Here is a 25,144-nt window from a genome sequence, read left to right on the forward strand (position 1 = left end):
GTGTAGTTCTTATTTGTGGAAGGTCTGGTAGAATGCAACAAAAGCCCTATCTTCAGGAAGGGCTACGATAACCTGTGCAGCCGTACTCTGTACCGCCGTTCATGGCGGTCCGGCTTGAAACTTGGGAGAAGAGGGGCATTACTGCAACCCCATGAACGGATTTCAATTCATAGACATCCTCATTCTGGCTGTGATTGCCGGCGTGTTGTTTTTCCGGTTACGAGGCGTCTTGGGTCGGCGGACCGGCTTTGATGAGCCGAATGATCTGACTGGCTTCGAAGGCACCGAAGAAGGTCCGGGAAAGAAGACGGCGCACCCTCAAGACGAAGATTCCGTGATCCAGTTGCCTGGCAATGACCGGCGAGAGTCGGCTATGAACGCCAAGCCGGATCTTTCGGGTGAAGGGGTGTCCAAGGCTGCTGAAGCCGGGTTGACCCAGATCGCTCTTGCCGACCCTGATTTTGATAAGGGCCGCTTCCTGCAGGGTGCCACGGCGGCCTTCGAAATGATCATCTCGGCCTTTGCTGCCGGCGACACGAAGACGCTACGCCCGTTGTTGGCCCGCGATGTCTATGACGACTTTGCCGGTGCAATCAAGGCGCGCGAGGCCGACAAGCAAACGCTGGAAACGACTTTCGTCGGAATGCAGAAGGCTGAGATCACCGATGCTGAGCTGCGCGACCGTACCGCCTATGTCACCATCACCTTTGTTTCCGAGCAGATAAATGTTCTCAAGGATGAGGAAGGGCGGATTCTTGACGGTGACCCCAACAAGGTCAGTGCCATCACGGATATCTGGACGTTTGCACGCAACACCAAGAGCCGCGACCCGAATTGGTCGCTGGTCGCTACCGATGGCGGCAACTGATTGCCGAGAGAAGACCAGGCGCCATTATGCATGGTTTTCTTTGTTGGGTTTCCTCTTGGTCGGGCTGGCGGCTTGTGACGAGCCACAGACGGAGCAGCCGGAGGAAACCGTCACCCCTACCGAGTACCTGACACCGACGCCTCCCCCGGGAATTGACCTGGGGTCCCAGGCGCGCCTACTGCCTCTCGACTTTGATGACCTGCCAGGATGGTCGGAGGACCGCCAGACCGAGGCGTTGCCGGCGTTGATCCGATCTTGCGAGCGATTGAGCACGCTTCCGCTCGAGCGGGTGATGGAACCGGAGGCGTTAGCCATGACAGCAGGTGACTGGCGCGAAGCCTGCGGCGACCTCCCGGCACTCGATGCCGGGGTCGATGCTGTGCGGACCTACTTCGAATCTCGTTTCCAGCCCTTCGCGGTTGTCGATGAAGGCGGCCAATCGGACGGCTTGTTCACCGGATACTACGAAGCGGAGGTCCGGGCCAGCCTTGTGCCGTTGGCCGGGTACGACGTGCCGCTCTATCAACCGCCGCAAGATCGCGTGACGGTCGATCTCAGCGCGTTTGGTGCGGATTTGCCAAAGCAAACCCTGGTCGGAAGAGTGGCGCAGGGACGCTTGATTCCCTACTACAGCCGTGCGGAGATCAATGCGGGGCAGCTGTCCGGGCAAGGGTTGGAACTGATCTGGCTCGACGATCCAGTCGATGCTTTCTTTCTCTCAGTTCAGGGGTCGGGCGTTGCGACACTGCCGGACGGAAGCGAACTGCGACTAGGGTATGCAGCGTCCAACGGTCGTGAATTCTACGCCATCGGAAGGGCACTTATAGAGAGCGGCGAGCTGCCGCGGGATTCCCTTTCGATGCAGGGCATTCGTGACTGGCTGCGCGCCAATCCTGATCGAGCCAGCGAACTAATGGCGCGCAATGATAGGTACATTTTTTTCCGCATCGTCAATGGTGAAGGCCCCATCGGAACGCAGGGGGTGGCACTGACTCCACGTCGCTCGCTAGCCGTGGACCGCAGCGTCATACCTTTAGGTGCGCCGCTGTGGCTGGTGGTTGCAACTCCTGATGAATCCGAGCCGCGCGGGCGGCTGATGGTGGCACAGGATACCGGGAGCGCCATCAAGGGCGCTGTGCGGGGAGATTTCTTTTTCGGCTCGGGCGAACCGGCATTGGCCGAGGCTGGGAGAATGAAGGCAACGGGAAAGTACTGGTTGCTATTGCCGCAGGCTGTGGCCCAGCGACTATCACGACCGGATAGCTAGATGGTATTGCATTTGTAAAGTGGTCATACCATTGTCCGCCCCATCAACCAGCAGTGAACGGGTGCGGCGGAATGTTGAAGGAAAGGTCCACGATATGAGTGATTCCAAACCACGCATCGGCCTTTTCGTGACTTGTCTGGTCGACTTGCTACGGCCCAGTGTGGGTTTCGCTGCTGTCGAGTTGCTGGAAGCGTCCGGCTGCGTGGTAGAAGTGCCGCAGTCACAGACCTGTTGCGGGCAACCCGCCTACAACTCTGGCGATCGCAAGGATGCTCAGGCCGTGGCGCGCGCGACTATCGAAGCCATGGAGGGCTTCGACTATGTGGTTGCGCCCAGCGGCTCTTGCGCCGCCATGTTGCGTGAACATTATCCCACACTTTTCAAGGATGACGATGCTTGGCGGGAGCGCGCCCGGCACCTGGCCGAACGAACCCACGAACTGATTTCGTTTCTGGTCGATGTACGTGGTCTTCAAGGCGTTTCCGCACGGCTTTCCGCGCACGCGACTTACCATGATTCCTGCTCGGGCCTGCGCGAGCTGGGCGTGAAGGATCAACCCAGGAAACTGCTAAACAGCGTTGAAGGCCTGCAGTTGACCGAACTCCGCGAGTCCGAGGTTTGTTGTGGCTTTGGCGGCACTTTCTGCGTCAAGTACCCGGATATCTCCAATGAAATGGTGACCAGCAAGGTGCGGGACATCGAAGCCAGCGGCGCAAAACTCTTGCTGGCGGGTGACCTTGGTTGTTTGCTGAATATGGCGGGTAAGCTCAAGCGCCTGGGCTCTCAAGTCGAGGTGCGCCACGTCGCGGAGGTTCTAGCAGGACATATCGAGCAGCCCGCAATCGGTGAGGAGCGGAACTGATGCAGTCGCAGAGCCATGCTTTCAAGGAACGCTCAAGCGCGGCGCTTCAGGACGCGCAACTGCAAAAGGCGCTCGCGAACGTCAAGACCGGCTTTATCGACAAGCGCGCCGCCGCCGCCGCCGCTCTGCCGGAGTTCGATGCGTTGCGCGACGCTGCGCGCGACATCAAGAACCATACGTTGGCTCATCTCGACCTCTACCTAGAGCGCTATGAGGAAAAAGTGATTGCCACCGGCGGCACGGTGCACTGGTGCGCGACGGCGGCCGATGCCCGAGATGCCGTGGCTCAGATCTGTCGCTCCGCGGGTGCGAAAACCGTAACCAAGGGCAAATCGATGATCTCCGAGGAGATCGGGCTCAACGATCACCTGGAAGCCGAAGGGCTGACGGTCGTGGAAACCGATCTGGGTGAATACATCATCCAGCTTCGCAAGGAGCCGCCGAGCCACATTATTGCCCCGGCGGTTCATGTGACGCGCGAACAGGTAGAGGCTGATTTCCGCAACCACCACAAAACCCTGCCAGACGACCGCAAGCTGGATGAGGCCGAATTGTTGGTCGCCGAGGCGCGCGAAATGCTGCGACAACGCTACCTGGAAGCGGATGTCGGCATCACCGGCGCTAATTTCCTGATCGCCGAGACCGGGACTTCGGTCATCGTTACGAACGAGGGGAACGGCGATCTGACGCAGAGTTTGCCCAAGGTCCACGTGGTTATCGCCAGTCTGGAGAAGATCGTCCCGACCCTGGAGGATACCTGCACGATCCTGCGCGTTCTGGCGCGTTCGGCGACCGGCCAGGAGTTTTCGTCCTACACGACCTTTTCCACCGGGCCGCGCCGCGCAGAAGACCCCGACGGTCCGGAGGCCTATCATGTCATTCTGCTCGACAATGGCCGTAGCGCGATGCTGGGTACCGAGTTCGAAGAGATGCTTCGCTGCATTCGCTGCGGTGCCTGTATGAACCATTGTCCGGTTTATCACGCGGTTGGCGGCCATGCGTACGGCTGGGTCTATCCCGGGCCGATGGGTGCGGTGTTGACCCCCAGCCTGATTGGGGTCGAAAAGGCCGGACAACTGCCCAATGCCTCGACCTTTTGCGGGCGTTGCGAGAGCGTCTGTCCGATGCGAATTCCCTTGCCGAAGCTTATGCGCCACTGGCGCGAGCGGGAGTTCGAGAAGCACCTATCACCGGCAGCGGTTCGGTCCGGGCTTTCGGCCTGGCGGTTCTTTGCGACGCGCCCCCGTCTCTATCATCTGGGCGGGCGCATCGCTGCGGCGATGATGGCACGGCTTGCCGGGCGCAAGGGGCGCTTGAAATCCTTGCTGTTGGGTGGCGGCTGGACGAAACACCGCGACTTTCCGGCGCCGGAGGGCAAGACATTTCAGCAGCTTTGGGCGGAGCGCCAACGGTCGGAAAGGCCTGCCTCATGAGCGGCCCGCGTAGCAACATACTGGCGGCGGTTCGCCGCGCTCTAAAGGTCACCGGCTCCGAAATGGACCGTCGAGACCGCGTTGGTGCGCGTTTGTCGGCACATGACCGCAATCTGGTCCCGGCCCGCAGTGATGGCGGTGCGGCCAGAAAGGTGGCGTTGTTTCGGCAGATGGCGGAAAAGGTGCAAACCAGTTTCGACGAGATCGGCGATATGGCGCAGGTCCCTGACGCAATAGCGGCATACCTTAAATCGCACAATCTGCCGCCCGAGTTGAAGGTTGCGCCCGCCAAGGACCTCGCCGATCTCGATTGGTCGTCGCAGCCGCTTCTTGCGGTGGCTTTCGGCAAGGCCGAAGAACCGGATCCGGTGTCCGTCACCCGGGCGCTTGCGGGTGTTGCTGAAACCGGAACGCTGGTGCTGCCATCCGGCCCAGAGAGCCCGGTCACCTTGGCCTTCCTTCCGGAAACCCACATCGTGGTGCTGCGCCGCGACGAGGTTGTCGGGCCTTACGAGGAAGCTTTCGACCGCTTGCGCGCGAAGCTTGGCGAGGGAGTGATGCCAAGAACGGTTAATATGATCTCCGGGCCCTCACGAACCGGAGACATTGAACAGCGGATCGAATTGGGCGCGCACGGCCCCAAACGCCTGCATGTCATTTTGGTTGGCGCTGCCGCCGGCGACGAGGGCTGACAATGGCCAGGGGCCCGCGCTTGTCTCCGGAGGATGAGATTCTCTGGTTTCGCGTGGCCGAGACCGTGGCGCCCCTTAAAAGCAAACGAAAGAAACCCGCCCTCCAGAGCGATGAAACGGCGTCGGCAACAGAGGCCGCGCCCGCCAAAAAGCCCGCGGATAAGCCAAAGGTTGCGAAAAGTAGAGAACCCTTGCATGTGGCAAGCCCGTCGGCCGCCCTGCGCCGTAAGACGCCGCCGCAGCTTGAACCGGGCCGGCTGGTCGATATCGACCGCCGCAACGCGGAGCGGCTGCGCAAAGGCCAGCTCGAGTTGGAGGCTAAACTCGATCTACACGGTCATCGACAGTTTGAAGCCGAGGACGCCCTCGCCCGTTTTCTTGCCGCCAGCCAAGCGGCAGGCAAGCGTTGTGTGCTGGTCATTACCGGAAAGGGCCGTTTGGGCTCGGAGGACGGAATACTGCGCCAACGCTTGGGGGAGTGGCTTAATGCCGAACCCAATAGGGGCCGTGTTGTCGCTTTCGCACGGGCGCAGCCGAAACATGGCGGCGGCGGCGCCTTTTACATTCTCCTGAAGCGTCTGCGCGGCTAAACTCCCAGCGATGACACCTTTCGGAGAAAAGATGCGCGCCCTAAGGGCTGTGCGCGGCGAGACCCTGCAAGAGATGGCAGCCGGGTTGGGAGTTTCCGCTGCCTATCTTTCGGCGCTCGAGCACGGTCGTCGCGGGAGGCCAAACCGCCGCTTCGTCCACCGGGTTTGCCAGTACCTGGGCATCATCTGGGACGACGCGGAAGAGATACAGCGCCTTGCCGACATATCGCACCCCCGGGTGGTGGTGGATACCAGTGGATTGACACCCACCGCGACGCTATTGGCAAACCGGCTCGCCGAACGCATAGGAGAGCTTTCCGAAGAAAAACTGCAGTCGCTGCTGCTTCTGGTCGATGCCGGTAATGAGCGGACCTGATGGCTAACCTTCCGGGAGGCGAGCGGACGAAGCGGCTTTTGGGTCTGACGGCGCCCGGCTTGTTTGTCTTGCTTTGGTCGACCGGGTTTATCGGCGCCAAGCTCGGCGTACCCTATGCCGAACCGATGACCTTCCTGACCCTGCGGTTTGTTGCCGCTGGCACCCTGTTGACTCTCCTGGCGCTGGCAACGGGCGCGCCCTGGCCCAGTTCCTGGAAAGCCTTGGGTCATATCGCCGTCGTTGGACTGCTGCTCCAGGCGGTCTACCTGGGCGGGGTCTTCGTTGCGGTTTCACGCGGGATGCCCGCCGGGCCTTCGGCGTTGATCGTCAGCCTGCAGCCCCTGACCGTTGCCCTGCTCGCCGGCTTGACCCTTGGCGAGCGGGTGTCGCGCCGGCAGTGGCTGGGCTTCGTTCTGGGTGTAATCGGCGTCTTTCTGGTGGTCGTGGAAAAGATCGATCCGGCGTCCTTGCCCGATCAAGAGGGGTTTGGATTTGTCGAGGTTGGTCTTTGCGCCTTGTCGCTGCTGGCCATTACCGCCTCGACGATCTACCAGAAGCGATTCGGCATGGCTGCGGACCTGCGCAGTGGTACCGCACTGCAATATTGGGTCGCCGCGGTCGCAGCCCTGTTCGTCGCCTGGACGACCGAGGATATGCGGGTGGTCTGGACCGGCGAGTTTATCTTCGCGCTGGGCTGGTTGGTGTTGGTCCTGTCAATTGGCGCCGTCAGCCTGCTGATGTTCATGATCCGCATGGGCGAGGTATCGAAGGTCTCCAGCTATTTCTACCTCGTGCCGCCCTGTACGGCGGTGATTGCCTTCCTGATTTTCGGCGAAACCCTGGGCCTGCTCGCACTGGCAGGAATGCTGGTGGCCGCCGTCGGTGTCGCCCTGGTGGTGCGTAAGGCCAGCTAGAGGATAAACTTAGAGAGATCGGCGTCCTTGACCAGATGTCCAACGCGGTCCTGTACGTCGCTTGCCTGAATTTCGATAGTCTCGCCACCGCGATCTGTTGCGGTGAAGGAGATTTCCTCCAGCAGCTTTTCCATGACCGTCTGCAAGCGCCGCGCGCCGATGTTCTCAACCGTCTCGTTGATCTCGGCGGATAGGCCGGCGATGGCGTCGATGGCGTCGTCGGTGAAGCTCAGGGTCACATCTTCAGTTCCCATCAGGGCGATATACTGGGTAATGAGACTGGCTTCCGGCTCCGTCAGGATGCGCTTGAAATCCTCGCGGGTCAGCGGCTGCAACTCAACGCGGATCGGCAACCGCCCCTGTAGCTCGGGCAACAGGTCGCTGGGCTTGGCGAGGTGAAAGGCGCCCGAGGCAATGAACAAAATGAAGTCGGTTTTGACGGTCCCATGTTTAGTCGCGACCTGGGTGCCTTCGATCAAAGGCAGCAAATCGCGCTGCACGCCCTCGCGACTCACGTCCGCACCGCCGCGCGCGCCTTCCGAGCGGGCGGTGATCTTGTCGATCTCGTCCAGGAATACGATACCGTTCTGCTCGACGGCACGCAGGGCCTCGCTCTTCACCCGCTCTTCATCGAGCAGCTTGTCGGCCTCCTGTTCCGTCAGAACCGTCATCGCGTCGCTGATCTTCAGCCGCCGCGGCTTGGTACCGCCGCCGCCCAGCGCCTTGCCGAAGATGTCGCCCAGATCGATCATGCCCATCTGAGCGCCCGGCATGCCGGGAACGTCGAGCGTTGGCATCTGCAGGCCACCGGCCGCTGCCACCTGAATCTCGACCTCCTTGTCGTCCAGACTGCCTTCGCGCAGCATCTTGCGGAACTTCTGGCGTGTCTCAGCCGAGGCATTCTCCCCCACCAGCACATCCAGCACACGCTCTTCGGCCTGCAACTCGGCCTTGGCGCTAACCTCGCGGCGCAGACGTTCGCGTGTCATGGTGATCGAGATTTCCACCAAGTCGCGGATGATGGATTCCACATCGCGACCGACGTAACCAACTTCAGTGAACTTGGTGGCTTCGATCTTCAGGAAGGGCGCATTGGCGAGCCGGGCCAGCCGGCGCGCGATCTCGGTCTTGCCGACGCCGGTCGGGCCGATCATGAGGATGTTCTTCGGCAGAACCTCCTCGCGCAGGGCCTCGGGCAACTGCTGTCGCCGCCAGCGGTTTCTGAGCGCAATGGCGACGGCGCGCTTGGCGTCGGCTTGTCCGACGATGAAGCGGTCCAGTTCCGAAACCGTTTCGCGGGGCGAGAAGGCGCTCACGGCGGAGGCCTGACGCTCTCCGCTATTTGGCCGGAAGGCTTTCGACGACGATTGAGTCATTGGTGTAAATACAAATTTCCGCTGCGATTTTCAGGGCTTTTCGGGCTATGGCTTCGGCCTCCAGCCCGTCGATGTCGATAAGCGCTCTGGCCGCCGACAGTGCAAAGGAACCACCGGAACCGATGCCGATCAGGCCATCTTCCGGCTCCAGCACGTCGCCGGTACCGGTCAGTACCAAGGAATGCTCCGCATCGGCCACCGCCATCATCGCTTCCAGGCGGCGCAGATAGCGGTCGGTGCGCCAGTCTTTTGCAAGTTCGACGCAAGCGCGTACGAGCTGGCCGGGATGCTTTTCAAGCTTCGCCTCCAACCGTTCGAACAAGGTGAAGGCGTCCGCGGTCGCGCCTGCAAATCCAGCGATCACGCGTCCGTCGCCCAGCGGTCGTACCTTGCGTGCGTTGGACTTGATAACGGTGTTTCCTAGCGTTACCTGCCCGTCGCCCGCAATGACCACGCGGTCACCCTTGCGGACCGAAAGGATTGTTGTCCCATGCCAGACGGGACCGGATTGGCTTTGTTGTTCGCTCATGACCCGGCATAGATGGCCCGACACCGCCGCCGGGTCAAGCGATCACATGAAAACAAACACCAAGGAAGGCTAATTCAATTGCACGTTCAGGTGTTTCAGGCCCTCCAGGATCGGGATGAAGAAATTGACACCTATCGACGTTCCCGAACGTCCGCCGTCTACCCCGGCATAAGAAATCCCAACAGCGTTTCCGTTGGCATCGATCAACGCTCCTCCGCTGTTGCCGCCTTGTATGTCGACGTCCGCTTGGATAACCGGCAAACCTTCCTGGTTTAGGATGAAATTGCTCACGATTCCACGAGTGACTGTCCCGGATAGGCTTTCAACAAGCGGCGCACCGACCGCAAGCACTTCCTCGGTCACGGCGAGCGGTTCAGTACGAACAGGGAGAGGTTTTCCTTCACCTTCTTGTAGCTGTAACAGGGCGACGTCACGCCTTGCGTCACGCCGCAGCACCGTAGCGATCACTCGCCTGCCGTCTCGGAACTCGATCGGCGCTTCTCTGGATTCACCGACAACATGGTAATTTGTGAGAAGAAGCGTCGGTGTAATGAAAAAGCCGGATCCGTGTCCCCTTCCAGCTCCGACGACGACCACGCCATCACGGATGTCTTCGATTTGCTCCGCGGCCGGCGCATTGAAGCGTTTCCGCTGTTCCAGAATAAGCGGCTCGGTCGGTTCGGCGCCTGCGGTTTGAAGCCCGGTGTTGCGTCGCAGTGTGCCGATAAATGCTTCGTCAGCGACAAGAGTTTGCGCAGAGTCCGCTATCGCGCCGACGAACAGTGAAAAGAGAAAACTCTGACTTTCCCGTGGTTCCGTAATTTCGTAGTAACCCGGCAGTGATTTTTCGAACACCACGCGCCGCTCGAAAACCGAGAAAAGTTGCCATTCTATGGAAAGGAGCGCTTTACCGCTCTCTTTGCCGCTCCAAACGCCTTTCCAGGTATCCCAGTCCCGGCAAAGCGATGCCGAGATATTTTTGACCTTTGCACCAAGCAGAAACAGGGGGCTCTCTGCGCGATTGAAGGATTGCGTAAAAAGTCCACCTGAACCACCCGGTACGTTCAACCCCTTGTTCCAAAGAACCTTCTCCACTTCCGTAGAGACCTCAGCGTCGTCGTCGTTGATGCGACCCGGTTCCCAAATGATGTGGGTATCAGCCGCGAAGCATTCGTAGAGCACAAACTCGTACCCGCCGATATTGGCGCCTCTCGGTAGGTCAACCAATGTGCCGTCATATGCTATTGGCGCCAAATTCTCGCGCACCGGGAGCGGTGCAACCGGGTTAGATGGCTGCGGCAAGGGCGCATTGATCTTTGGCGCGGTCGATTGACATGCGGCTACGGCAAGAAATGGCACCAGAATAAGGCTTCGTAAAAGGTATCTTGGCATGATCCCCCCTTCAGTCGTTCTTATTTTGTTTTTCTTAAGGGAAAGAAAGCAGACTGGCTGCGGCGGATCAACCAGGCCTTGTGCTTTGAAGACAAATTTTCACGTAACGCGTCAGGATGCGATTGTGCCGTGGCCAAGTGCCACGCAAGCTGGTAAAAGTCCCGCCATCATTGGGGGTAGCCTGACGAGGAGAGGCGGCAAAGGACGATGGGCAGCGAAGCAGCGAAGACACAGCGCCAGGCGCGGGTGGAGCGCCAGACCAAGGAAACGCAGATCACCGCAAAGGTGGATCTGGATGGAACCGGACGGTACGACGTTTCGACCGGTATCGGGTTTCTCGATCACATGATCGAACAGCTCGCACGGCATAGCCTGATTGACATCGAACTGGATTGCGAAGGTGACCTCCATATCGACGGCCATCACACCACGGAAGATTGCGGTATCGTGCTGGGCAAGGCCGTGGCCAATGCTCTGGGCGACCGGGCGGGCATTCGCCGTTATGGCCACGCCTACATTCCGATGGATGAGACTCTGACACGCTGTGCCTTGGATGTTTCCGGCCGGCCCTATCTTATCTGGAAAGTGGGTTTCACGCGGGACAAGCTTGGCGAAATGGATACAGAGCTCTTCCGGGAGTTCTTCCAGGCCTTCGCTCAGCATGGCGGCATTACGCTGCACGTGGAGAATCTCTACGGCGAGAACAGCCACCACATCATCGAATCGAGCTTTAAGGCGCTTGCGCGCGCCCTGAGGCAGGCGGTCGAAATCGATCCGCGATTGGATGGTGAGATTGCTTCGACCAAGGGCACCTTGCTCTAGGCCAGCCGCCTCGAAGGGGAAAGCAATGAGCGTCGCCGTCATAGATTACGGCTCCGGGAACCTGCGGTCGGCAGCAAAGGCTCTTGAGCGCGCGGCCAGGGACCGAGGGCTGGGGATGGAGGTCGTCGTGACCAGTGAGCCAGACGTGGTTCGCAAGGCCGACCGCGTCGTCTTGCCGGGTGTTGGCGCTTTTGCCGATTGCCGCCGGGGCTTGGATGCGCTTTCAGGCATGATGGACGCCGTGCAAGAAGCGGCGATGGTCCAGGCCAAACCGTTTTTGGGTATCTGCGTGGGCATGCAGTTGATGGCGAGTGTCGGGCGCGAGCACCGCGACACGGCGGGCTTCGATTGGATTGCCGGGGAAGTCGTTGCGCTATGCCCTGCTGATCGGGCTCTCAAGATACCGCACATGGGCTGGAACGAACTTGTGATCGACAGACCGGACCATCCGGTCCTTGGCGGTTTGGCCGAGGGGACCCACGTTTACTTCGTGCATAGCTACCATCTCTTGCCCAAGGATCCGGCTTTACGCCTCGCGCGGGTCGATTATGGCGGCTCGGTTACCGCCGTCGTCGGGCGAGATAACATCATCGGGACGCAGTTTCATCCCGAGAAGAGTCAAGCGGCGGGCTTGCACCTGCTGGGGAATTTTCTGGAGTGGAAACCATGAGTGAGCGCCTATCCGCCATCGAACCTCTCACCGCTGTAGAGCGGATCGAGAGTCTGTCCGGACGTGATCTGCACGACCTGTGCGATGCGACCGAGGCAGCGATTGATGCGGGCGGCGGTTTCGGTTGGCTTTCACCCCCGCCTCGTCAGACTCTCGAGACCTACTGGAAAGGCGTTCTGTTGGTTCCCGAGCGCAAGCTCTTCGTTGCCAGGCTCGACAAGGTCATCGCCGGATCGGCCCAGCTTCAGCGCAACGCCCGCAATAACGAGGCCCAAGCCGAGGTTGGGCAGATCACCTCGCACTTCCTGGCACCCTGGGCCCGCGGGCATGGCTTGGCCGGGCAAATGATCGAGGCCATCGAAGTCGCGGCGCGCGCCGCGGGAGTCAAAGTATTGAACCTGGACGTGCGCGAAACCCAGGAGCGTGCCATCCAGGTCTATCAAAGCCTTGGTTTCAAGCAATGGGGGCACCACCCTCGTTATGCGCGGGCGGATGGCGCTTGGGTCGGTGGACTGTACTTCACGAAGTCGCTGGATCAGGAAGAAGGGTCGGCCGCATGATTCTCTATCCGGCCATTGACCTGAAGGACGGCCAAGCCGTGCGTTTGCTGCGCGGCGAGATGGACCAAGCGACCGTCTTCAATGACGATCCCGCCGATCAGGCGGCCAAGTTCGAGGCCATGGGTTTCGAGTGGTTGCACTTGGTTGACCTCAATGGCGCTTTTGCGGGCAAGCCCGTGAACGCGGCAGCCGTCGAGGCGATCCGCGCCCGTGTCACTCTGCCGATGCAATTGGGTGGCGGCATACGGGATAGGGCGACCATTGAGCGCTGGCTGGAAGCAGGTATCACGCGGGTCATTCTTGGCACCATCGCCGTACGCGACCCGGCCTTGGTTATCGAGGCCTGTAAAGCGCATCCGGGAGGGGTGGTCGTCGGTATCGATGCGCGCGCGGGCCTTGTGGCGGTCGAGGGCTGGGCGGAGGCGAGCAGTCTCCAGGCCGACGAACTGGCGCGCCGGTTCGAGGACGTGGGTGTGGCCGCCATCGTCTATACGGATATCGACCGGGACGGCGCGCTACAGGGTATCAACCTGGAGGCGACGGAAGCTCTTGCCAAAGCCGTCAGTATTCCGGTCATAGCTTCTGGCGGTCTTGCCTCCATCGAGGACATACGGGCGCTCAAGGCGCGTGAGGAAAGCGGCATCGCGGGCGCGATTTGCGGTCGGGCCCTTTACGACGGCAGGTTGGATCCGGCAGCGGCCCTGGCGTTGGCTCGAAAGGCCGCGTGATGTTGAAGGCCCGCATAATCCCCTGTCTGGACGTTAAAGACGGACGTGTCGTGAAGGGCGTGAACTTCGTCGGCTTGCGTGATGCCGGGGATCCGGTCGAGCAGGCGCGAATTTACGACGCCGCCGGGGCCGATGAGCTTTGCTTTCTGGACATCACGGCCAGCAACGAGAATCGCGGCATTATCCTAGATGTCGTGCGCGCCACGGCTGAACAGTGCTTCATGCCGCTTACGGTGGGCGGAGGTGTACGTACGCTGGAGGATATCCGTAAACTTCTGCTGGCGGGCGCCGACAAAGTCTCGATCAATACCGCAGCGATAACCAATCCTGAGTTCGTGCGCGAGGCGGCGGAAAAGTTCGGCACCCAGTGCATTGTGGTGGCCATTGACGCGAAGCAAGTGAGTCCGGGCAAGTTTGAGATCTTCACGCATGGCGGTCGCAACGCGACGGGCATTGACGCGGTCGAGTGGGCGCGAAAGATGGAAAGCTTTGGCGCCGGCGAGATCCTGCTGACTTCGATGGACCGGGATGGCACAAAGATCGGTTACGACTTGGCATTGACCAGAGCGGTATCCGACGCTGTACGCGTACCGGTGATCGCTTCCGGGGGTGTCGGTACGCTTGAGCATCTGGTCGCGGGCGTTAGGGATGGTCATGCGGCGGCCGTTCTGGCGGCCTCGATTTTTCATTTTGGTCAACATACTATCGCGGAAGCAAAAGACGCCTTGCAGTCGGCGGGAATAGCCGTGCGGCCAGCCAAGGCAGAGGGGGACGTGATGGATAACAGCAATTGTAGCGGCGACCATATCCTGGACCGCCTCCATGACGTAGTGCTTTCGCGTAAGGGCGCTGATCCCAAGAGTTCCTATACCGCAAAGCTCTACGCAAAGGGGCTTAAGAAAATTACACAAAAGCTTGGCGAGGAGGCTGCGGAAACGATCATCGCCGGCTTGGTTGAAGATAAAAAGGCCTTGGCGGGCGAGAGCGCCGATTTGCTTTACCACCTGATGGTGCTTTGGGCAGCGCGCGACCTTGACCCGCAGTCGGTGTGGGAGAAGCTGGAGGAGCGGACCGCGACCTCCGGCTTGACGGAAAAGGCTAGTAGGAAGAAGGCGTGAACCATGAGCTATGACAGCAGCAATATCTTCGCCAAGATCGTTCGCGGCGAAATTCCCTGCGACAAGGTTTATGAGGACGATCACGTTCTAGCGTTCAGGGACATCAATCCGCAAACGCCGACGCATGTTTTGGTCATTCCCAAAGGAGAGTACCAGTCGTACGTCGATTTTTCGCAACAGGCCAGCGACCTCGAAATACTTGCCTTTACGCGGGCTGTCGGTCGCATCGCCAGCGATTTGGGCTTGGATGAACCGGGTTACAGAATAATCGCCAATCATGGCCGCGACGCTCGCCAAGAGGTGCCGCACTTTCACCTGCATATTTGCGGGGGTGAGGACATGGGGCGCATGATCAAGCCGAACCGGAGCTAGTCCCTGGATCGACGGACTTGCGAGCGCTTCCGGGCTCGGCCAGACTGTGCGGCATGACAACCGACGAAAACTACAAGGCCAAGAGGAAATTCGAGCGGCGTGTGCCGCGGGGCGATGATCAGGAACGCCTGGTCTGTAGCGATTGCGGCTTCATCCAGTACGAGAATCCGAAGGTTGTAGTGGGGTCGGTCGTAACTTTCGGCGATCGGATACTGCTCTGCCGCCGCGCCATCGGGCCGCGCATCGGTTACTGGACCTTGCCGGCCGGCTATATGGAATTGAATGAGGACCCGGAGACCGGGGCCCGCCGCGAAGCCTGGGAGGAAGCGCGGGCGGCAATCCAGATCGAACGACTTCTGGCCGTTTATTCCATACCGCGGATCAGTCAGGTCCAGCTTATCTATCGCGCTAGTCTCGCCGAGCCCAGTTTCGAGGCCGGACCGGAAAGCCAGGAGGTGGCGCTTTTCGATTGGTCTGAGGTTCCTTGGAAGGAAATAGCCTTCCCTTCGGTCCATTGGGCGCTCGGCCATTACCGGGAAAGCCGGGATCAGGAGAGTTTTACACCCTTCTCAAACCCCGAAGGCGAAACCGGCGTTTATTGATCGCGTAGTCAGCGGCTCAAACGCCGGCCGCAACCTTGCGGTGCGGCGCGCCGTAAGTGTTAGGCAGCGCATCAATGTGCGTCTGCATCAACTCGGTCTCCAGTTCCTCCTCGTCGGTGACGGGCCGCAAAGAAGCGTCCATATAGTCCCGCGCCTTGGGGTCTTTCTTGATACGGCGACGAATCATGCCGAAGCGGTAAAGCAGCAACAGCCAGGACGCCTGATTGTGCAGGACTTGGGCAAAGCGTTTGGGCCAGAAGGTCAGGGCAGACTCGATCGGCATTCCATGGCGTCGCTGGCTGCGCACCCGGCGCCGGAACCAGCCACCTTCCAGGGGATGCAGCCTTTCGATCGATACACAGCCGTAAAACCAGAGCATCAGGAACATCAGGTTGCCGACATTCATGCGGCAGGCAGCCGCTCGGCGCATGATGGTTTCGACGTGATCCAGCGCATAGTAAGACTCCCAAACCTCGGCGTAGATGGCTTCCCACGCGGCGTCCGACATGCTCGGATGATGGGTCGTACGGTGGTTGAGGTCGTACTTGTTCATGTCCGGGTCCATCCAGACTTGCTTCAAATAGAGGGTCTTGTGATCCTCCGAGCCCGGTAAGGGTGTCAGGAAGAAGAACTCAAGCAGGTCGACGGGCAGTTCGTGTTTGATGATCTCGATATCGCGCCTGATCTTCTCCGGTGTGTCCTCGGGAAATCCTAAAATGTACCCTGCATAGGTCAGCACGCCCTGGGCCTTCCAGGCTTGCAGCATCTTGCGATACTCCCAGATCTTGTTCTGGCGCTTTTTGGCGGCGACAAGATTGTCCGGGTTGATGTTCTCCAGGCCGATGAAGACTCGCTTAACGCCTGCACGAGCGCATTTTTCGATAAAGTTCGGCGTCTTGTGACAGAGCGTGTCGACCTGAATGACAATGGAGAACGTGAGCTTCTCCTCTTCGCGCAGATGGATAAGGCGATCCATGATCTCCTCCCAGCTGCGATTGCGCGCGAAGTTGTCGTCGGTGATGAAGAATCGCTTGATGCCCTGCTCCAGATTCTCGCGGACGATGGCCTCCACGTCGTCGGGCGAGCGGGTGCGAGACTTACGGCCCTGCACGTTGATGATCGTGCAAAAGGAACATTGGAAAGGGCAGCCGCGCCCGGCATCGAAAGAGGTGTTGGCGCCCGCCGTATGTGCCACCACGTCAGCGGGCAGGAACGGCACGACCGCGCCTTCCAGATTGGGCAGATCGGCCATGAAATTGTAAAGCGGCTTCAGGGCTCCGGCGTAACAGTCCTTGAGAATGAGGTCGAACCGCCCTTCCGCCTCCCCGGCGAAAAGCGAAATGCCCATTTCCTGGGCTTGGCGGATATCGAGCGGTAGCTCCGGCAGCATCGAGAGACAGCCGCTGACGTGAAAGCCACCGATCCCCACCTGCAGCCCGGCGTCCCTGAAGGGCCTGGCGACATCGATGGCGCGCGGAAACTGGTTGGACTGTACGCCAACCAAACAGAGCATACCGCCATCCGCGTCTGCAAGATTGCGCAGCATGCGCTTAATCGGCAGCACGCGATTGGTCTCGTCATAGGCGTCGATTGTGACCTCTACGTCCGGCCCCAGGATGTCTTCGTTCTTGCACAGCCGCGCAAGGCCGTAGAGCTGCGCCAGCGTGTTCGACGGAATGGCCGAACGCAGCCACTGAATGACATAGCCGTCGTCGTCGTAATGCGACGGTTTGACGAGAATCAGCCGGAAGGATTTCTTTGCGTGGTTCTTCCCTGTACCGGCAGCGGCATTTTTGCCCATGCGACAGGCCCCCCCTATACAGCGCCTCATAAAACGGGCGCGCCGCTAGTCTAGCTATAGCCGGGCTTCTGCGCAAACGGCCGTAAGTGAAGGACGGCCCGCGCAAGGCGCGGAAACTAGCGGCGACTGTCTTCTCGGCGTGGCTTGCGAATCTTTCTGGCGCGGGCGTCCTGTCCGACATGCATGCCCGGCGGCAGGCGCCCCACCTTTGGGAAGGGGCGGCTGTCCAGGCAATCGAAATGGCTGTCGTGAATCAGGCAGCTCAGCCTTGCCGTCGGCCAAACCATGAAACGCAGCAGGTCTTGATCGAACGTCGGTGACGCGGCGCGGAAGTTTCGGAAAGCGGCGAGCAGCTCGGTGACCGGCGGCAGAACGCCGCCCACGCCGCCCCATAGCCCGGCCAGGATCAGGTCGGTATGGCTGATCCAGTCGCGCATGATGTGAAAATAGCGCCCGCTGGACAGCCACTCATCGACGGCGGCCCGCTCTTGGGTATTGATGACGGCGTCGGCGTCGCGCACTAGAAAACGCCGCACCTCCGGATCGCTTGCCACCTCGAAGCGCCACAAAAGACCCTCATAGAAAACTTTGGGTTTGGGTCGCTGAACAACTTCGGCGCGAAGCGATGTTAGCTGTTTGGTGACGGTCTCGGGGACGCTGTCATCGACATAGAAACGCGCGGTCCAACCGGGATAGATATCCGGCGTCAGCAGCGCATTCCGGAGCGCGCCTTGCGTATAGCGGGGATCGCTGCCCCACAAGCTGAAGGAAATAATGTTCCGATGCGGTTGGGTCGGATCGAAAAGCGGAGGCGCTTCCTTGGGTAGCGGGAAGGCCTTTCCTTCCTTGCAGGCCTGTTGGTCCTTGGCCAGCAGGGCGGCGGCACCCTCCGCGCGCGCCTCTGCCAAGCGGCCAAGACGTCCATAACAATTGGCGAGGCCATCCATCAAGTTAGGCGTGCGGTTGCCGAGTGAGCGTGACTTCTCCAAGGCCTGTACGGCTTCCTGGATTCTGCCGAGCCGGATCAGCGTCACGCCCTGGTTCTCGAAGACGCTGGGTTCGTCCGGAAAGAGCGTGGTTGCCTCCTTGAAAACCGCGACGGTGTCCTCGAAGCGCCCGGCGTTGAAAAGGCTGAGGCCCAGCAGCAAGTGGTCCTGCAAATGGGCCTTGCCGCCAGCGCGCCGTTTGGCGATCAGGTCGCGCAGCAGTGCCTCTGCATCACTGAAGCGCCCAGCCTCCGACAGCTTCAAGGCTTCCCTGTGTTCCGGCTCCATACCTTCTCCCCCACGCTTGCCCCGCGCGACAGTAAAACATGGGCGCAGGGTAAGATGAAGCGGCTCAATGACACTGGCGCGCAAACTTTGCGGACTTTAACGCCCCATGGTAGAAGCGAGGGCAACGAGCCCTCCGAAGAGGGCCGGAAATTCTAACCGGGGGGTCTGGCATGGTCGCGCGCGTCGGCACGGTCGCGTTTCTGGGTATCGAGGTGATCGAGGTCGATGTGCAGGCGCAGCTTGCGGCGGGCCTGCCCGCCTTTACCGTCGTCGGATTGCCGGATAAAGCGGTGGGGGAAAGCCGGGAGCGCGTGAAGGCGGCCTTTGCCGCGCTGGGTCTGGCGCTGCGGCCGCAACGTATTACCGTCAATCTTGCCCCCGCCGATCAACTCAAGGAAGGCAGTCATTTTGATCTGCCCATTGCAATCGCCCTGCTGGCCGCCATGGGGGTTCTGCCGGCCGAGGAGATCACCGAATTCGTGGCGTTGGGCGAGTTGGCCCTGGACGGGCGCATCAGCGCCGTGGCCGGCGTGTTGCCGGCGGCGGTGCATGCCCTGGGGCGGGACAAGGGTTTCATCTGCCCTGCCGCGCAAGGCGGCGAGGCCGCCTGGGCCGGGGGTCTGGACGTGCTGGCCGCGGGCGATCTGCTGAGCCTCGTCAACCACTTCAAGGGTAGCCAGCTTCTCACCGCCCCGACGCCAACCCTGGCGCCGAGCGAGGAGCGCAAACTCGATCTGCGCGATGTCAAAGGACAGGAAAGCGCCAAACGGGCACTGGAGGTGGCGGCGGCGGGCGGTCACAATCTGCTGATGCTGGGACCCCCAGGGGCAGGAAAGTCGTTGCTTGCGGCGCGCCTGCCGGGCCTCCTGCCACCGCTTGAGCCTGCCGAGGCGCTGGAAGTTTCCATGATCCACTCGGTCGCCGGGGCCCTGGCCGCCGGTGGGCTGCTGCGCATTAGGCCTTATCGGGCGCCGCATCACTCGGCGTCCATCGCGGCCCTGACCGGCGGCGGTCTGCGCGCGCGCCCCGGCGAGGTTTCGTTAGCGCACCGAGGGGTCCTTTTCCTGGATGAATTGCCGGAGTTCAGCCGCCAGGCTCTGGAGTCCTTGCGCCAGCCGCTGGAGGCGGGTCGCGTGACCGTGGCGCGGGCCAATGCCCACATCACCTACCCTGCGCGGGTCCAGCTTGTCGCGGCCATGAACCCCTGCCGCTGCGGTTATCTGGGCGACGCGGCGCAGGCCTGTAGCCGCGCACCGCGCTGTGCCCAGGATTATCAAGCCCGCATCTCGGGTCCGCTGTTTGATCGCATCGATCTGCATGTCGAGGTCGCGGCCGTCAGCCCGGCCGATTTGTCGCTCCCGCCACCTGCCGAAGATAGCGCGGCCGTCGCCGCACGGGTGGCGGCGGCGCGCCGTGTGCAGCGGGAACGTTATGCCCGCCTTGGCGAGGCGGCAGACCTACCACGAAGCAACGCGGAAGCGGACGGACGACTGCTCGAAGAAGTTGCAGCCCCGGATTCTGAAGGCCGCCGCCTGCTGACGGAAGCGGCGGCACAGCTGCGATTGTCGGCGCGCGGGTATCACCGTGTGCTCCGGGTCGCACGCACGCTGGCCGATCTAGAATCCTCGCCCACGGTTCGGCGCCTCCACATCGCAGAAGCAATGGCTTACCGCCGCTTGCAGCCGGGCCGATAAGCCCACTTCTCCAACGACGCAGAACCGCGCAAGGGGATGTTTCCCAGGGGTCGTTTCGTACCACTAGGTTAGGAGGCCGGGGATGGGCGCTTCGATGCTCGACGAAAGGAGAGATAACGATGAATGCAAAGACGCAGACAATAAAAGGGATGGCCCTGGGTGTGCTTTCGGCATTTGCGCTTAGCGTTGCCCTTCCCAGCGACGCAGCGGCGGATCGCGGTGAAGACCGTCGGAGTGACCGCTATCAGAACCAGCACAGCAATCACGACTATGACCGTCGGCGCGATCACGATAGGTCCGGCGACCGCAGATACCACCGGCGTCACGACCATGACGGTAAGCATGGGCGTTATGAACGCGGCAGGCGCCATCATAACGGTTATGGATATTACGGTGGCCACCACAATCACGGCCATGGTTACGGGCACGGATACGCTTATGGCCACAGCAAGAAGTGCCACAAGGTCGCAACCAAGGGATATTGGCGCGGGCATCCGGCCAAGATCGGCGGCATTCAGTGCTACGACAGGTATGGGCGTGGATATATTTCCGATAGGAGCCGCTATCTGATCAAGTACCTCTTCATCGGGTACTCATACCGTTAATGGCGCTAAAGCGCCTCACATACTATCAGTGAGGGCGCGGCGCGGCCTGTGTTGCGCCGCCCCTTTTCTTTCAGGCCTTCGGGTTCATTCACCACGCCAGCGGACCAGCCAAAGGGTGCCGCCGCTGTCGTCGGAGACCAAAAGGCCACCGCCGGGGGTGACCGCAACACCCGTTGGCCGCCCCCAGACTTCAGCCCGGCCGGTTGGTTTGTCGTCCAGTCGGAACCCTGACATAAAAACCTCGTATCCACCTAAAGGCCGGCCGTTCCGGAAGGGAACGCGGGCGACGAAATAACCCCTGGGCAGATCGGCGTTCCACGAACCCCGGAGTGCGACAAAAGCGTCCCCGTGATAGTCTTGCGGAAACGACGCGCCGTCATAGAAGGTTAAGCCGATCGGCGCCGAATGGCTGCGAAACAACAGATCGGGCAAACGGGCGGCGGCGACCAAGTCGGGGCGCAGATCGGCAAAGCCTGGTTGTGGGTGATTGCCGCTATAGGCGTAGGGCCAGCCGTAAAAGGCGCCCTCCTCGACGACGGTCAGGTAATCGGGAACCAACTCGTCACCCAACCCATCGCGCTCGTTCACGACCGTGTAGAGCGCGCCGCTGTTTGGATGGAAGGCAATGCCGACCGGATTCCGAAGACCGCTGGCGTAGGTTCGCTGCCGGGACCCGTCGGGGTCGAAGACTTGAATGCTCGCTCTCGGCAGCGGCTCTTCCGCCAGGTTGCCTTCCGAGCCAATGGAGACGAACAGACGGCCGTCTAGCGGGTGGATTGCCAGGTTCCGCGTCCAATGACCGCCTGGATCGCCGAACGCGCCTTTGGCAGTAATGCGTGTGGCCCGACCTCGGGCGCTCTCATCACCCGGATGATAGGGAAGCCGCCAGATTGCGCGTGCATCTGCGATATAGAGCACACCTTCGGCTAGCGCCAAGCCGTGCGGCAACCTGAAGCCGGCGACGAAAGTGTCGATCAGGTCGGCCCGACCATCGCCGTCGCTGTCCCGCAGCAAGGTGATACGGCCCGGGCGCGATTCGGCCAGCAGTACGTCACCATTGGCCGCCACAATGAGATTGCGCGGATGGCCCAGGTTTTCAGCGAAAAGCGTTACTTCAAAGCCATTTGGAACGTCGGGCTTCTGGTTCGAGGGCCTTCTCACCAGACGCGGGCTGTTGGAAGCGCTGGGCGAGGCATAGGGCTGTGGTAGTTCTTCCGCCGATATCGAAAATTGCGTCCCCGGCACCGGATCTGCCGCCTGGGTGGGAAAAACAGCGAAGGATGGCCAATACGCGATTGCCATCGACAACACGACCATACGCAAACAGGCGGACAATAGCGCCTTGATACTCATCGGTCCGCGCCTCCCTTGATAAACAGTCGCCGGGTCCTTTCTACATCAACAGGCGTTTCCATGAGACCGCCGGGAACTGTTCTAGGCAAGCATCCTCACGCGCTATTGATCGCAGGAAGACCGAGGAACCTGGACGACGCGGCGGAACGATTGGCAGGATCGAAACCGAATGTCGAGAGGAAGGAGAGCGCAATGGACGGCATGGGTCGCCCGGAAAACAGCTTGTTGTTTGAACGGTTCCCGATCTTGGCGGTTGCGGATTGGCGCCGTCAGATGGCGGAGCTCTTCGCAGCAGCACGCCGGAAAGGCGATTGTGAGGTTGCGTGGAGGGAGTGGCGCGAAGGTCGCGATGCCCTGATCCGCGATCACACGGCATCCCCTTTGGTTGAGTCGGAGCGTGCGAGGGCTCTGCCGCTGCCCTTCTTCGACTATGATCCGGCGTATCGTTTCACTGTGGATTTGGTGGCGGTCGATGGTTCTGAGGAGGCCTGGGAGATCGGCGCGGATGGTACGCTGCGCTTGCAGGCGGTGGCACGTACATCAGGGCTGGCGGCCGCCCTTGGGGCGGAATTGACGCTTTATTGGTTGCTGGGTTACGGCGGCGGGCTCTTCATGCCTTTTAGCGATGCAACCAGCGCAAGGCAAACCTATGGCGGCGGCAGATACCTTCTGGATTCAATCAAGAGCGCAGATCTGGGCTTTCGGGAAGGGCGCCTGCTACTGGACTTCAACTTCGCCTACAACCCGTCATGCGCTTATTCTCCGGATTGGACCTGTCCGCTTGCTCCACCCGAAAACAAACTGACCCGGCCGGTGATGGCCGGCGAGAAAGCGCCACGCGCGTCCGGATCGAGCGGGATAAGCCATGCGGCGCTGTGATAACCCTTATGCAACTCAGGGGCTTTTTTAACGACACGTACCTCTATAGCCTCTAGGCCGCATGAGGCAGACACGTTCCTTTCAATTTGACACACAGAGCCAGGCTGTGCGGCGCGGCGTGCGCGAGGCAATGGGTGTGCCCGCGGTCGTCATGGCAGCAAGCTTCCTGGGCTTTGGCGCGCTGGTTCGTGAAAGTGGCTTTCCGCTTTGGTTCGGGCTGGCTTCCACGGCTACGGGCTGGGCCTTGCCGGGTCAGGTGGCTTTGGTGGAGTTGCTGTCGGTCGGCGCTTCGATTGTGGCGATCATTTCTGTGGTTGCCTTGACCAATGCCCGGCTCTTGCCGATGACGGTTGCCCTGGTGCCGCTTCTACGTGTTCCGGGGTACCGACGATGGGTTTACTACGTGGCGTCCCATTGGATCGCGGTGACGGCCTGGGCCGAATTGATGCGCAACGGACACGCCATCGACCGGGCTTGGAGACTGCCCTATTTCTTCGGTTATGCCATCACGCTCTGGGCAGCGACGCTGATCGCAACGGCTGTCGGCTTCCTGATGGCGGGCGGCCTACCGGCCTATGTGACGCTTGGGTTGGTTTTCATCAACCCCATTTACTTCATGCTCGTGTTCGCGGCGGACCTGCGGCAGCGCGCCAAGATTTTGGCGCTCGCCTTCGGTGCGGTCCTGGGGCCATTGCTGCATCTGGCAACGCCGGACTGGGGGCTGGTTATTGCTGGGTTCCTGGCAGGATCGTTCGCTTTCGCCGTCGATCGTTTACTCAAGAGGCGATCGGTATGAGCGGGTTGGGATTCTGGACTCTCGCCGGCGTTTTGACTGTTGGGGCGCTGGCGACATACTTCTGGCGGTTCATCGGCGTCTTGTTGTCCGGCAGAATTGATCCGGATAGCAATCTTTTCGAGTGGGTCGGTGCGGTCGCTTACGCTCTGCTTGCTGCATTGATTGCCCGCATGATCGTCCTGCCGCTAGGACCACCGTTGACTGAAACGCCACTCACCTACCGCCTGACGGCAACGGGGCTGGCATTAGTGATTTTCTTCCTGACCCGCCGCAACATTCTGCTGGGCGTTGCCGGGGGTGTCGCAGTTCTCGTCATGCTCAGTTTTTCTGGCTGGCTGACGCCGTAACCGATCAAGCCTTAACCACTGCATCCCGCAAAGCGCGGACGCCAGGCAGAGTTTTCCCCTCAAGCCACTCCAGGAAGGCGCCGCCGGCGGCCGACACGTAGGAAAAATCCTCGACGACGCCAGCATGAGCGAGGGCTGCGACCGTGTCGCCACCGCCAGCCACCGAAAGAATCTTCCCGGCACGGGTCAAATCCGCGACTTCCTTTGCCAGTACGTTGGTTCCATGGTCGAACGGCGCTATCTCGAAAGCGCCTAGAGGCCCGTTCCAAACGCACGTTCGACAGTCGGCAAGGCGCGCTTTGAGCGTGGCCAGACTTTCAAGGCCGACGTCCAGTATCATGGACTCCGCAGGGACCTCGCTCGTGGCAACCGTTCTATGGGGGGCATTGACGGAAAAAGCCTCGGCAGCCACCACATCACTCGGCAACAAGACGTCGCAACCCGCTGCTTCTGCGGTTTCCAAGATCTGTCGCGCCGTACCCGCCATCTCCTTTTCGCAAAGGGACTTTCCAATCTCGTACCCTTGTGCGTACAGGAAGGTGTTGGCCATGCCGCCGCCGATGATCAGCACATCGACCTTTTGTACCAGGTTGTCCAGCAAAGCCAGCTTGCTTGATACCTTGGCGCCGCCCACTACGGCGGCAAGCGGACGTTCGGGTCGTTCCAATGCCTGCGCCAGGTGCGTAAGCTCAGTTTCCATCAAACGCCCTGCTGCCGTGGGTAGTCGTCGTGCCAAGCCTTCGACGCTGGCGTGGGCGCGGTGGGCCGCGGAAAAAGCGTCGCTCACGAAAAGATCGCCGAGCTTTGCAAGGGCATCCGAAAAGGCATCGTCGTTCGCTTCTTCCCCGGGGTGGAATCGCAAATTTTCCAACAGCGCTACCTCGCCGTTTGCCAAAGCTGCGACCGTGGCTTCCGCTTCCGGACCAATGCAATCGTCGGCGAAGGCGACCGGGTGACCTAGAATGGCCTCGAGGCTGGCTGCAACCGGTTTCAGGGACATTTCGGCGACACGTTTACCTTTCGGGCGTCCGAAGTGCGAGAGCAAGACCACGCGCGCTCCCTTATCCCGCAACTCTCGAATTGTAACCGCCGCGCGCTCGATCCTAGAAGCGTCGCTTACCCTGCCGTCTTTCATCGGCACGTTGAAATCTACGCGTACGAGAGCGCGCTGGCCCGCGGGATCAAGGTCGTCCAAGGTTCTATAACTCGTCATCTCTCAGCAGG

27 protein-coding genes and 1 pseudogene are annotated in these 25,144 nt (G+C 60.8%); 21 read left to right on the forward strand and 7 right to left on the reverse strand.

The window, feature by feature from the left end; translation table 11 throughout:
• Nucleotides 1-151: 151 nt before the first annotated feature.
• From ABIE63_RS04980 to ABIE63_RS05015, 8 genes are all read left to right on the forward strand, one after another.
• A complete protein-coding gene (locus ABIE63_RS04980; RefSeq protein WP_354503331.1) occupies nucleotides 152-868 on the forward strand; it encodes a Tim44/TimA family putative adaptor protein in 717 nt (238 codons plus the stop codon).
• A 43-nt stretch (nucleotides 869-911) separates the two neighbouring features.
• Nucleotides 912-2,135, forward strand: coding sequence for an MltA domain-containing protein (locus ABIE63_RS04985; RefSeq protein WP_354503332.1), 1,224 nt, complete (start codon nucleotides 912-914; stop codon nucleotides 2,133-2,135).
• 94 nt (nucleotides 2,136-2,229) lie between these two features.
• The gene (locus ABIE63_RS04990; RefSeq protein ID WP_354503334.1) at nucleotides 2,230-2,997 is read left to right on the forward strand and encodes a (Fe-S)-binding protein; all 768 of its coding nucleotides are present in this window, start codon (nucleotides 2,230-2,232) and stop codon (nucleotides 2,995-2,997) included.
• Nucleotides 2,997-4,430: a LutB/LldF family L-lactate oxidation iron-sulfur protein gene (locus ABIE63_RS04995; RefSeq protein ID WP_354503335.1), complete on the forward strand. Its 1,434-nt coding sequence runs from the start codon at nucleotides 2,997-2,999 to the stop codon at nucleotides 4,428-4,430. Before ABIE63_RS04990 ends, ABIE63_RS04995 begins: the two co-directional genes overlap by 1 nt.
• Nucleotides 4,427-5,122 (forward strand): lactate utilization protein, encoded by a 696-nt coding sequence (locus tag ABIE63_RS05000; protein ID WP_354503337.1) that lies wholly within the window; start codon nucleotides 4,427-4,429, stop codon nucleotides 5,120-5,122. The genes ABIE63_RS04995 and ABIE63_RS05000 overlap by 4 nt, the downstream gene beginning before the upstream one ends.
• A 2-nt stretch (nucleotides 5,123-5,124) precedes the next feature.
• Nucleotides 5,125-5,712: a Smr/MutS family protein gene (locus tag ABIE63_RS05005; protein WP_354503339.1), complete on the forward strand. Its 588-nt coding sequence runs from the start codon at nucleotides 5,125-5,127 to the stop codon at nucleotides 5,710-5,712.
• Nucleotides 5,713-5,722: 10 nt separating this feature from the next.
• Entirely contained in the window at nucleotides 5,723-6,088 is a 366-nt protein-coding gene (locus ABIE63_RS05010; RefSeq protein ID WP_183414870.1) for a helix-turn-helix domain-containing protein, read from the forward strand.
• Nucleotides 6,088-7,002 carry a DMT family transporter gene (locus tag ABIE63_RS05015; protein WP_354503341.1) on the forward strand — a complete coding sequence of 305 codons (915 nt, stop codon included), beginning with the start codon at nucleotides 6,088-6,090 and terminating at the stop codon, nucleotides 7,000-7,002. The genes ABIE63_RS05010 and ABIE63_RS05015 overlap by 1 nt, the downstream gene beginning before the upstream one ends.
• On the opposite strand, the gene hslU is transcribed toward ABIE63_RS05015, so the two are convergent.
• From hslU to ABIE63_RS05030, 3 genes are all read right to left on the reverse strand, one after another.
• Nucleotides 6,999-8,318 (reverse strand): ATP-dependent protease ATPase subunit HslU, encoded by a 1,320-nt coding sequence (gene hslU / locus ABIE63_RS05020; RefSeq protein WP_322091202.1) that lies wholly within the window; start codon nucleotides 8,316-8,318, stop codon nucleotides 6,999-7,001. The genes ABIE63_RS05015 and hslU overlap by 4 nt on opposite strands.
• Nucleotides 8,319-8,340: 22 nt before the next feature.
• Nucleotides 8,341-8,907 carry an ATP-dependent protease subunit HslV gene (gene hslV, locus ABIE63_RS05025; RefSeq protein ID WP_354503343.1) on the reverse strand — a complete coding sequence of 189 codons (567 nt, stop codon included), beginning with the start codon at nucleotides 8,905-8,907 and terminating at the stop codon, nucleotides 8,341-8,343.
• Nucleotides 8,908-8,976: 69 nt separating this feature from the next.
• Nucleotides 8,977-10,299: a trypsin-like peptidase domain-containing protein gene (locus tag ABIE63_RS05030; RefSeq protein WP_354503345.1), complete on the reverse strand. Its 1,323-nt coding sequence runs from the start codon at nucleotides 10,297-10,299 to the stop codon at nucleotides 8,977-8,979.
• A 207-nt stretch (nucleotides 10,300-10,506) separates the two neighbouring features.
• Between ABIE63_RS05030 and hisB the strand changes: the two genes are divergently transcribed.
• From hisB to ABIE63_RS05070, 8 genes and pseudogenes are all read left to right on the forward strand, one after another.
• Nucleotides 10,507-11,121: an imidazoleglycerol-phosphate dehydratase HisB gene (hisB, locus tag ABIE63_RS05035; RefSeq protein ID WP_183414875.1), complete on the forward strand. Its 615-nt coding sequence runs from the start codon at nucleotides 10,507-10,509 to the stop codon at nucleotides 11,119-11,121.
• Between the two features lie 25 nt (nucleotides 11,122-11,146).
• Nucleotides 11,147-11,791 carry an imidazole glycerol phosphate synthase subunit HisH gene (hisH, locus tag ABIE63_RS05040; protein ID WP_354503347.1) on the forward strand — a complete coding sequence of 215 codons (645 nt, stop codon included), beginning with the start codon at nucleotides 11,147-11,149 and terminating at the stop codon, nucleotides 11,789-11,791.
• Nucleotides 11,788-12,351, forward strand: coding sequence for a GNAT family N-acetyltransferase (locus ABIE63_RS05045; RefSeq protein WP_354503350.1), 564 nt, complete (start codon nucleotides 11,788-11,790; stop codon nucleotides 12,349-12,351). Before hisH ends, ABIE63_RS05045 begins: the two co-directional genes overlap by 4 nt.
• Complete coding sequence (gene hisA / locus ABIE63_RS05050; RefSeq protein ID WP_354503351.1) at nucleotides 12,348-13,079, forward strand: 1-(5-phosphoribosyl)-5-[(5-phosphoribosylamino)methylideneamino]imidazole-4-carboxamide isomerase; 732 nt, start codon at nucleotides 12,348-12,350, stop codon at nucleotides 13,077-13,079. The genes ABIE63_RS05045 and hisA overlap by 4 nt, the downstream gene beginning before the upstream one ends.
• Nucleotides 13,079-13,834 (forward strand): annotated as a pseudogene (gene hisF, locus ABIE63_RS05055) (imidazole glycerol phosphate synthase subunit HisF); the annotation flags it as partial. The gene hisA and the pseudogene hisF, both read left to right, overlap by 1 nt.
• A 21-nt stretch (nucleotides 13,835-13,855) precedes the next feature.
• A complete protein-coding gene (locus ABIE63_RS05060; protein WP_354503701.1) occupies nucleotides 13,856-14,197 on the forward strand; it encodes a phosphoribosyl-ATP diphosphatase in 342 nt (113 codons plus the stop codon).
• A gap of 3 nt (nucleotides 14,198-14,200) precedes the next feature.
• On the forward strand, nucleotides 14,201-14,569 hold the full coding sequence (locus tag ABIE63_RS05065) for a histidine triad nucleotide-binding protein (protein ID WP_354503353.1): 369 nt from the start codon (nucleotides 14,201-14,203) through the stop codon (nucleotides 14,567-14,569).
• Between the two features lie 53 nt (nucleotides 14,570-14,622).
• Nucleotides 14,623-15,171 carry an NUDIX domain-containing protein gene (locus tag ABIE63_RS05070; RefSeq protein WP_183414881.1) on the forward strand — a complete coding sequence of 183 codons (549 nt, stop codon included), beginning with the start codon at nucleotides 14,623-14,625 and terminating at the stop codon, nucleotides 15,169-15,171.
• 16 nt (nucleotides 15,172-15,187) lie between these two features.
• Here the strand turns inward: ABIE63_RS05070 and ABIE63_RS05075 are convergent, their stop codons facing one another.
• Nucleotides 15,188-16,972, reverse strand: coding sequence for a radical SAM protein (locus ABIE63_RS05075; RefSeq protein WP_354503355.1), 1,785 nt, complete (start codon nucleotides 16,970-16,972; stop codon nucleotides 15,188-15,190).
• A 116-nt stretch (nucleotides 16,973-17,088) separates the two neighbouring features.
• Nucleotides 17,089-18,246 carry a tetratricopeptide repeat protein gene (locus ABIE63_RS05080; protein WP_354503357.1) on the reverse strand — a complete coding sequence of 386 codons (1,158 nt, stop codon included), beginning with the start codon at nucleotides 18,244-18,246 and terminating at the stop codon, nucleotides 17,089-17,091.
• 170 nt (nucleotides 18,247-18,416) lie between these two features.
• On the opposite strand from ABIE63_RS05080, the gene ABIE63_RS05085 reads away from it, so the two are divergent.
• The gene (locus tag ABIE63_RS05085; protein ID WP_354503360.1) at nucleotides 18,417-19,940 is read left to right on the forward strand and encodes a YifB family Mg chelatase-like AAA ATPase; all 1,524 of its coding nucleotides are present in this window, start codon (nucleotides 18,417-18,419) and stop codon (nucleotides 19,938-19,940) included.
• Between the two features lie 119 nt (nucleotides 19,941-20,059).
• Nucleotides 20,060-20,545, forward strand: coding sequence for a hypothetical protein (locus tag ABIE63_RS05090; RefSeq protein WP_354503362.1), 486 nt, complete (start codon nucleotides 20,060-20,062; stop codon nucleotides 20,543-20,545).
• Between the two features lie 84 nt (nucleotides 20,546-20,629).
• Here the strand turns inward: ABIE63_RS05090 and ABIE63_RS05095 are convergent, their stop codons facing one another.
• The gene (locus ABIE63_RS05095; RefSeq protein ID WP_354503365.1) at nucleotides 20,630-21,898 is read right to left on the reverse strand and encodes a PQQ-dependent sugar dehydrogenase; all 1,269 of its coding nucleotides are present in this window, start codon (nucleotides 21,896-21,898) and stop codon (nucleotides 20,630-20,632) included.
• 192 nt (nucleotides 21,899-22,090) lie between these two features.
• On the opposite strand from ABIE63_RS05095, the gene ABIE63_RS05100 reads away from it, so the two are divergent.
• The 3 genes from ABIE63_RS05100 to ABIE63_RS05110 all read left to right on the forward strand — a co-directional run bounded on the left by ABIE63_RS05100 (nucleotide 22,091) and on the right by ABIE63_RS05110 (nucleotide 23,920).
• Complete coding sequence (locus ABIE63_RS05100) at nucleotides 22,091-22,777, forward strand: DUF1684 domain-containing protein (RefSeq protein WP_354503366.1); 687 nt, start codon at nucleotides 22,091-22,093, stop codon at nucleotides 22,775-22,777.
• A gap of 61 nt (nucleotides 22,778-22,838) precedes the next feature.
• Nucleotides 22,839-23,573, forward strand: a complete 735-nt coding sequence (locus tag ABIE63_RS05105; RefSeq protein WP_354503368.1) for an AzlC family ABC transporter permease — start codon at nucleotides 22,839-22,841, stop codon at nucleotides 23,571-23,573.
• Complete coding sequence (locus ABIE63_RS05110) at nucleotides 23,570-23,920, forward strand: AzlD domain-containing protein (RefSeq protein WP_183414887.1); 351 nt, start codon at nucleotides 23,570-23,572, stop codon at nucleotides 23,918-23,920. The genes ABIE63_RS05105 and ABIE63_RS05110 overlap by 4 nt, the downstream gene beginning before the upstream one ends.
• A gap of 4 nt (nucleotides 23,921-23,924) precedes the next feature.
• Here ABIE63_RS05110 and pgk read toward each other — a convergent pair whose 3' ends face one another.
• Complete coding sequence (gene pgk, locus ABIE63_RS05115; RefSeq protein ID WP_354503369.1) at nucleotides 23,925-25,133, reverse strand: phosphoglycerate kinase; 1,209 nt, start codon at nucleotides 25,131-25,133, stop codon at nucleotides 23,925-23,927.
• Nucleotides 25,134-25,144 lie beyond the last annotated feature (11 nt).

The sequence above is a fragment of the Limibacillus sp. MBR-115 genome, from assembly GCF_040549425.1.
In the GTDB taxonomy this organism is placed as follows: Bacteria; Pseudomonadota; Alphaproteobacteria; order Kiloniellales; family CECT-8803; genus Limibacillus; species Limibacillus halophilus.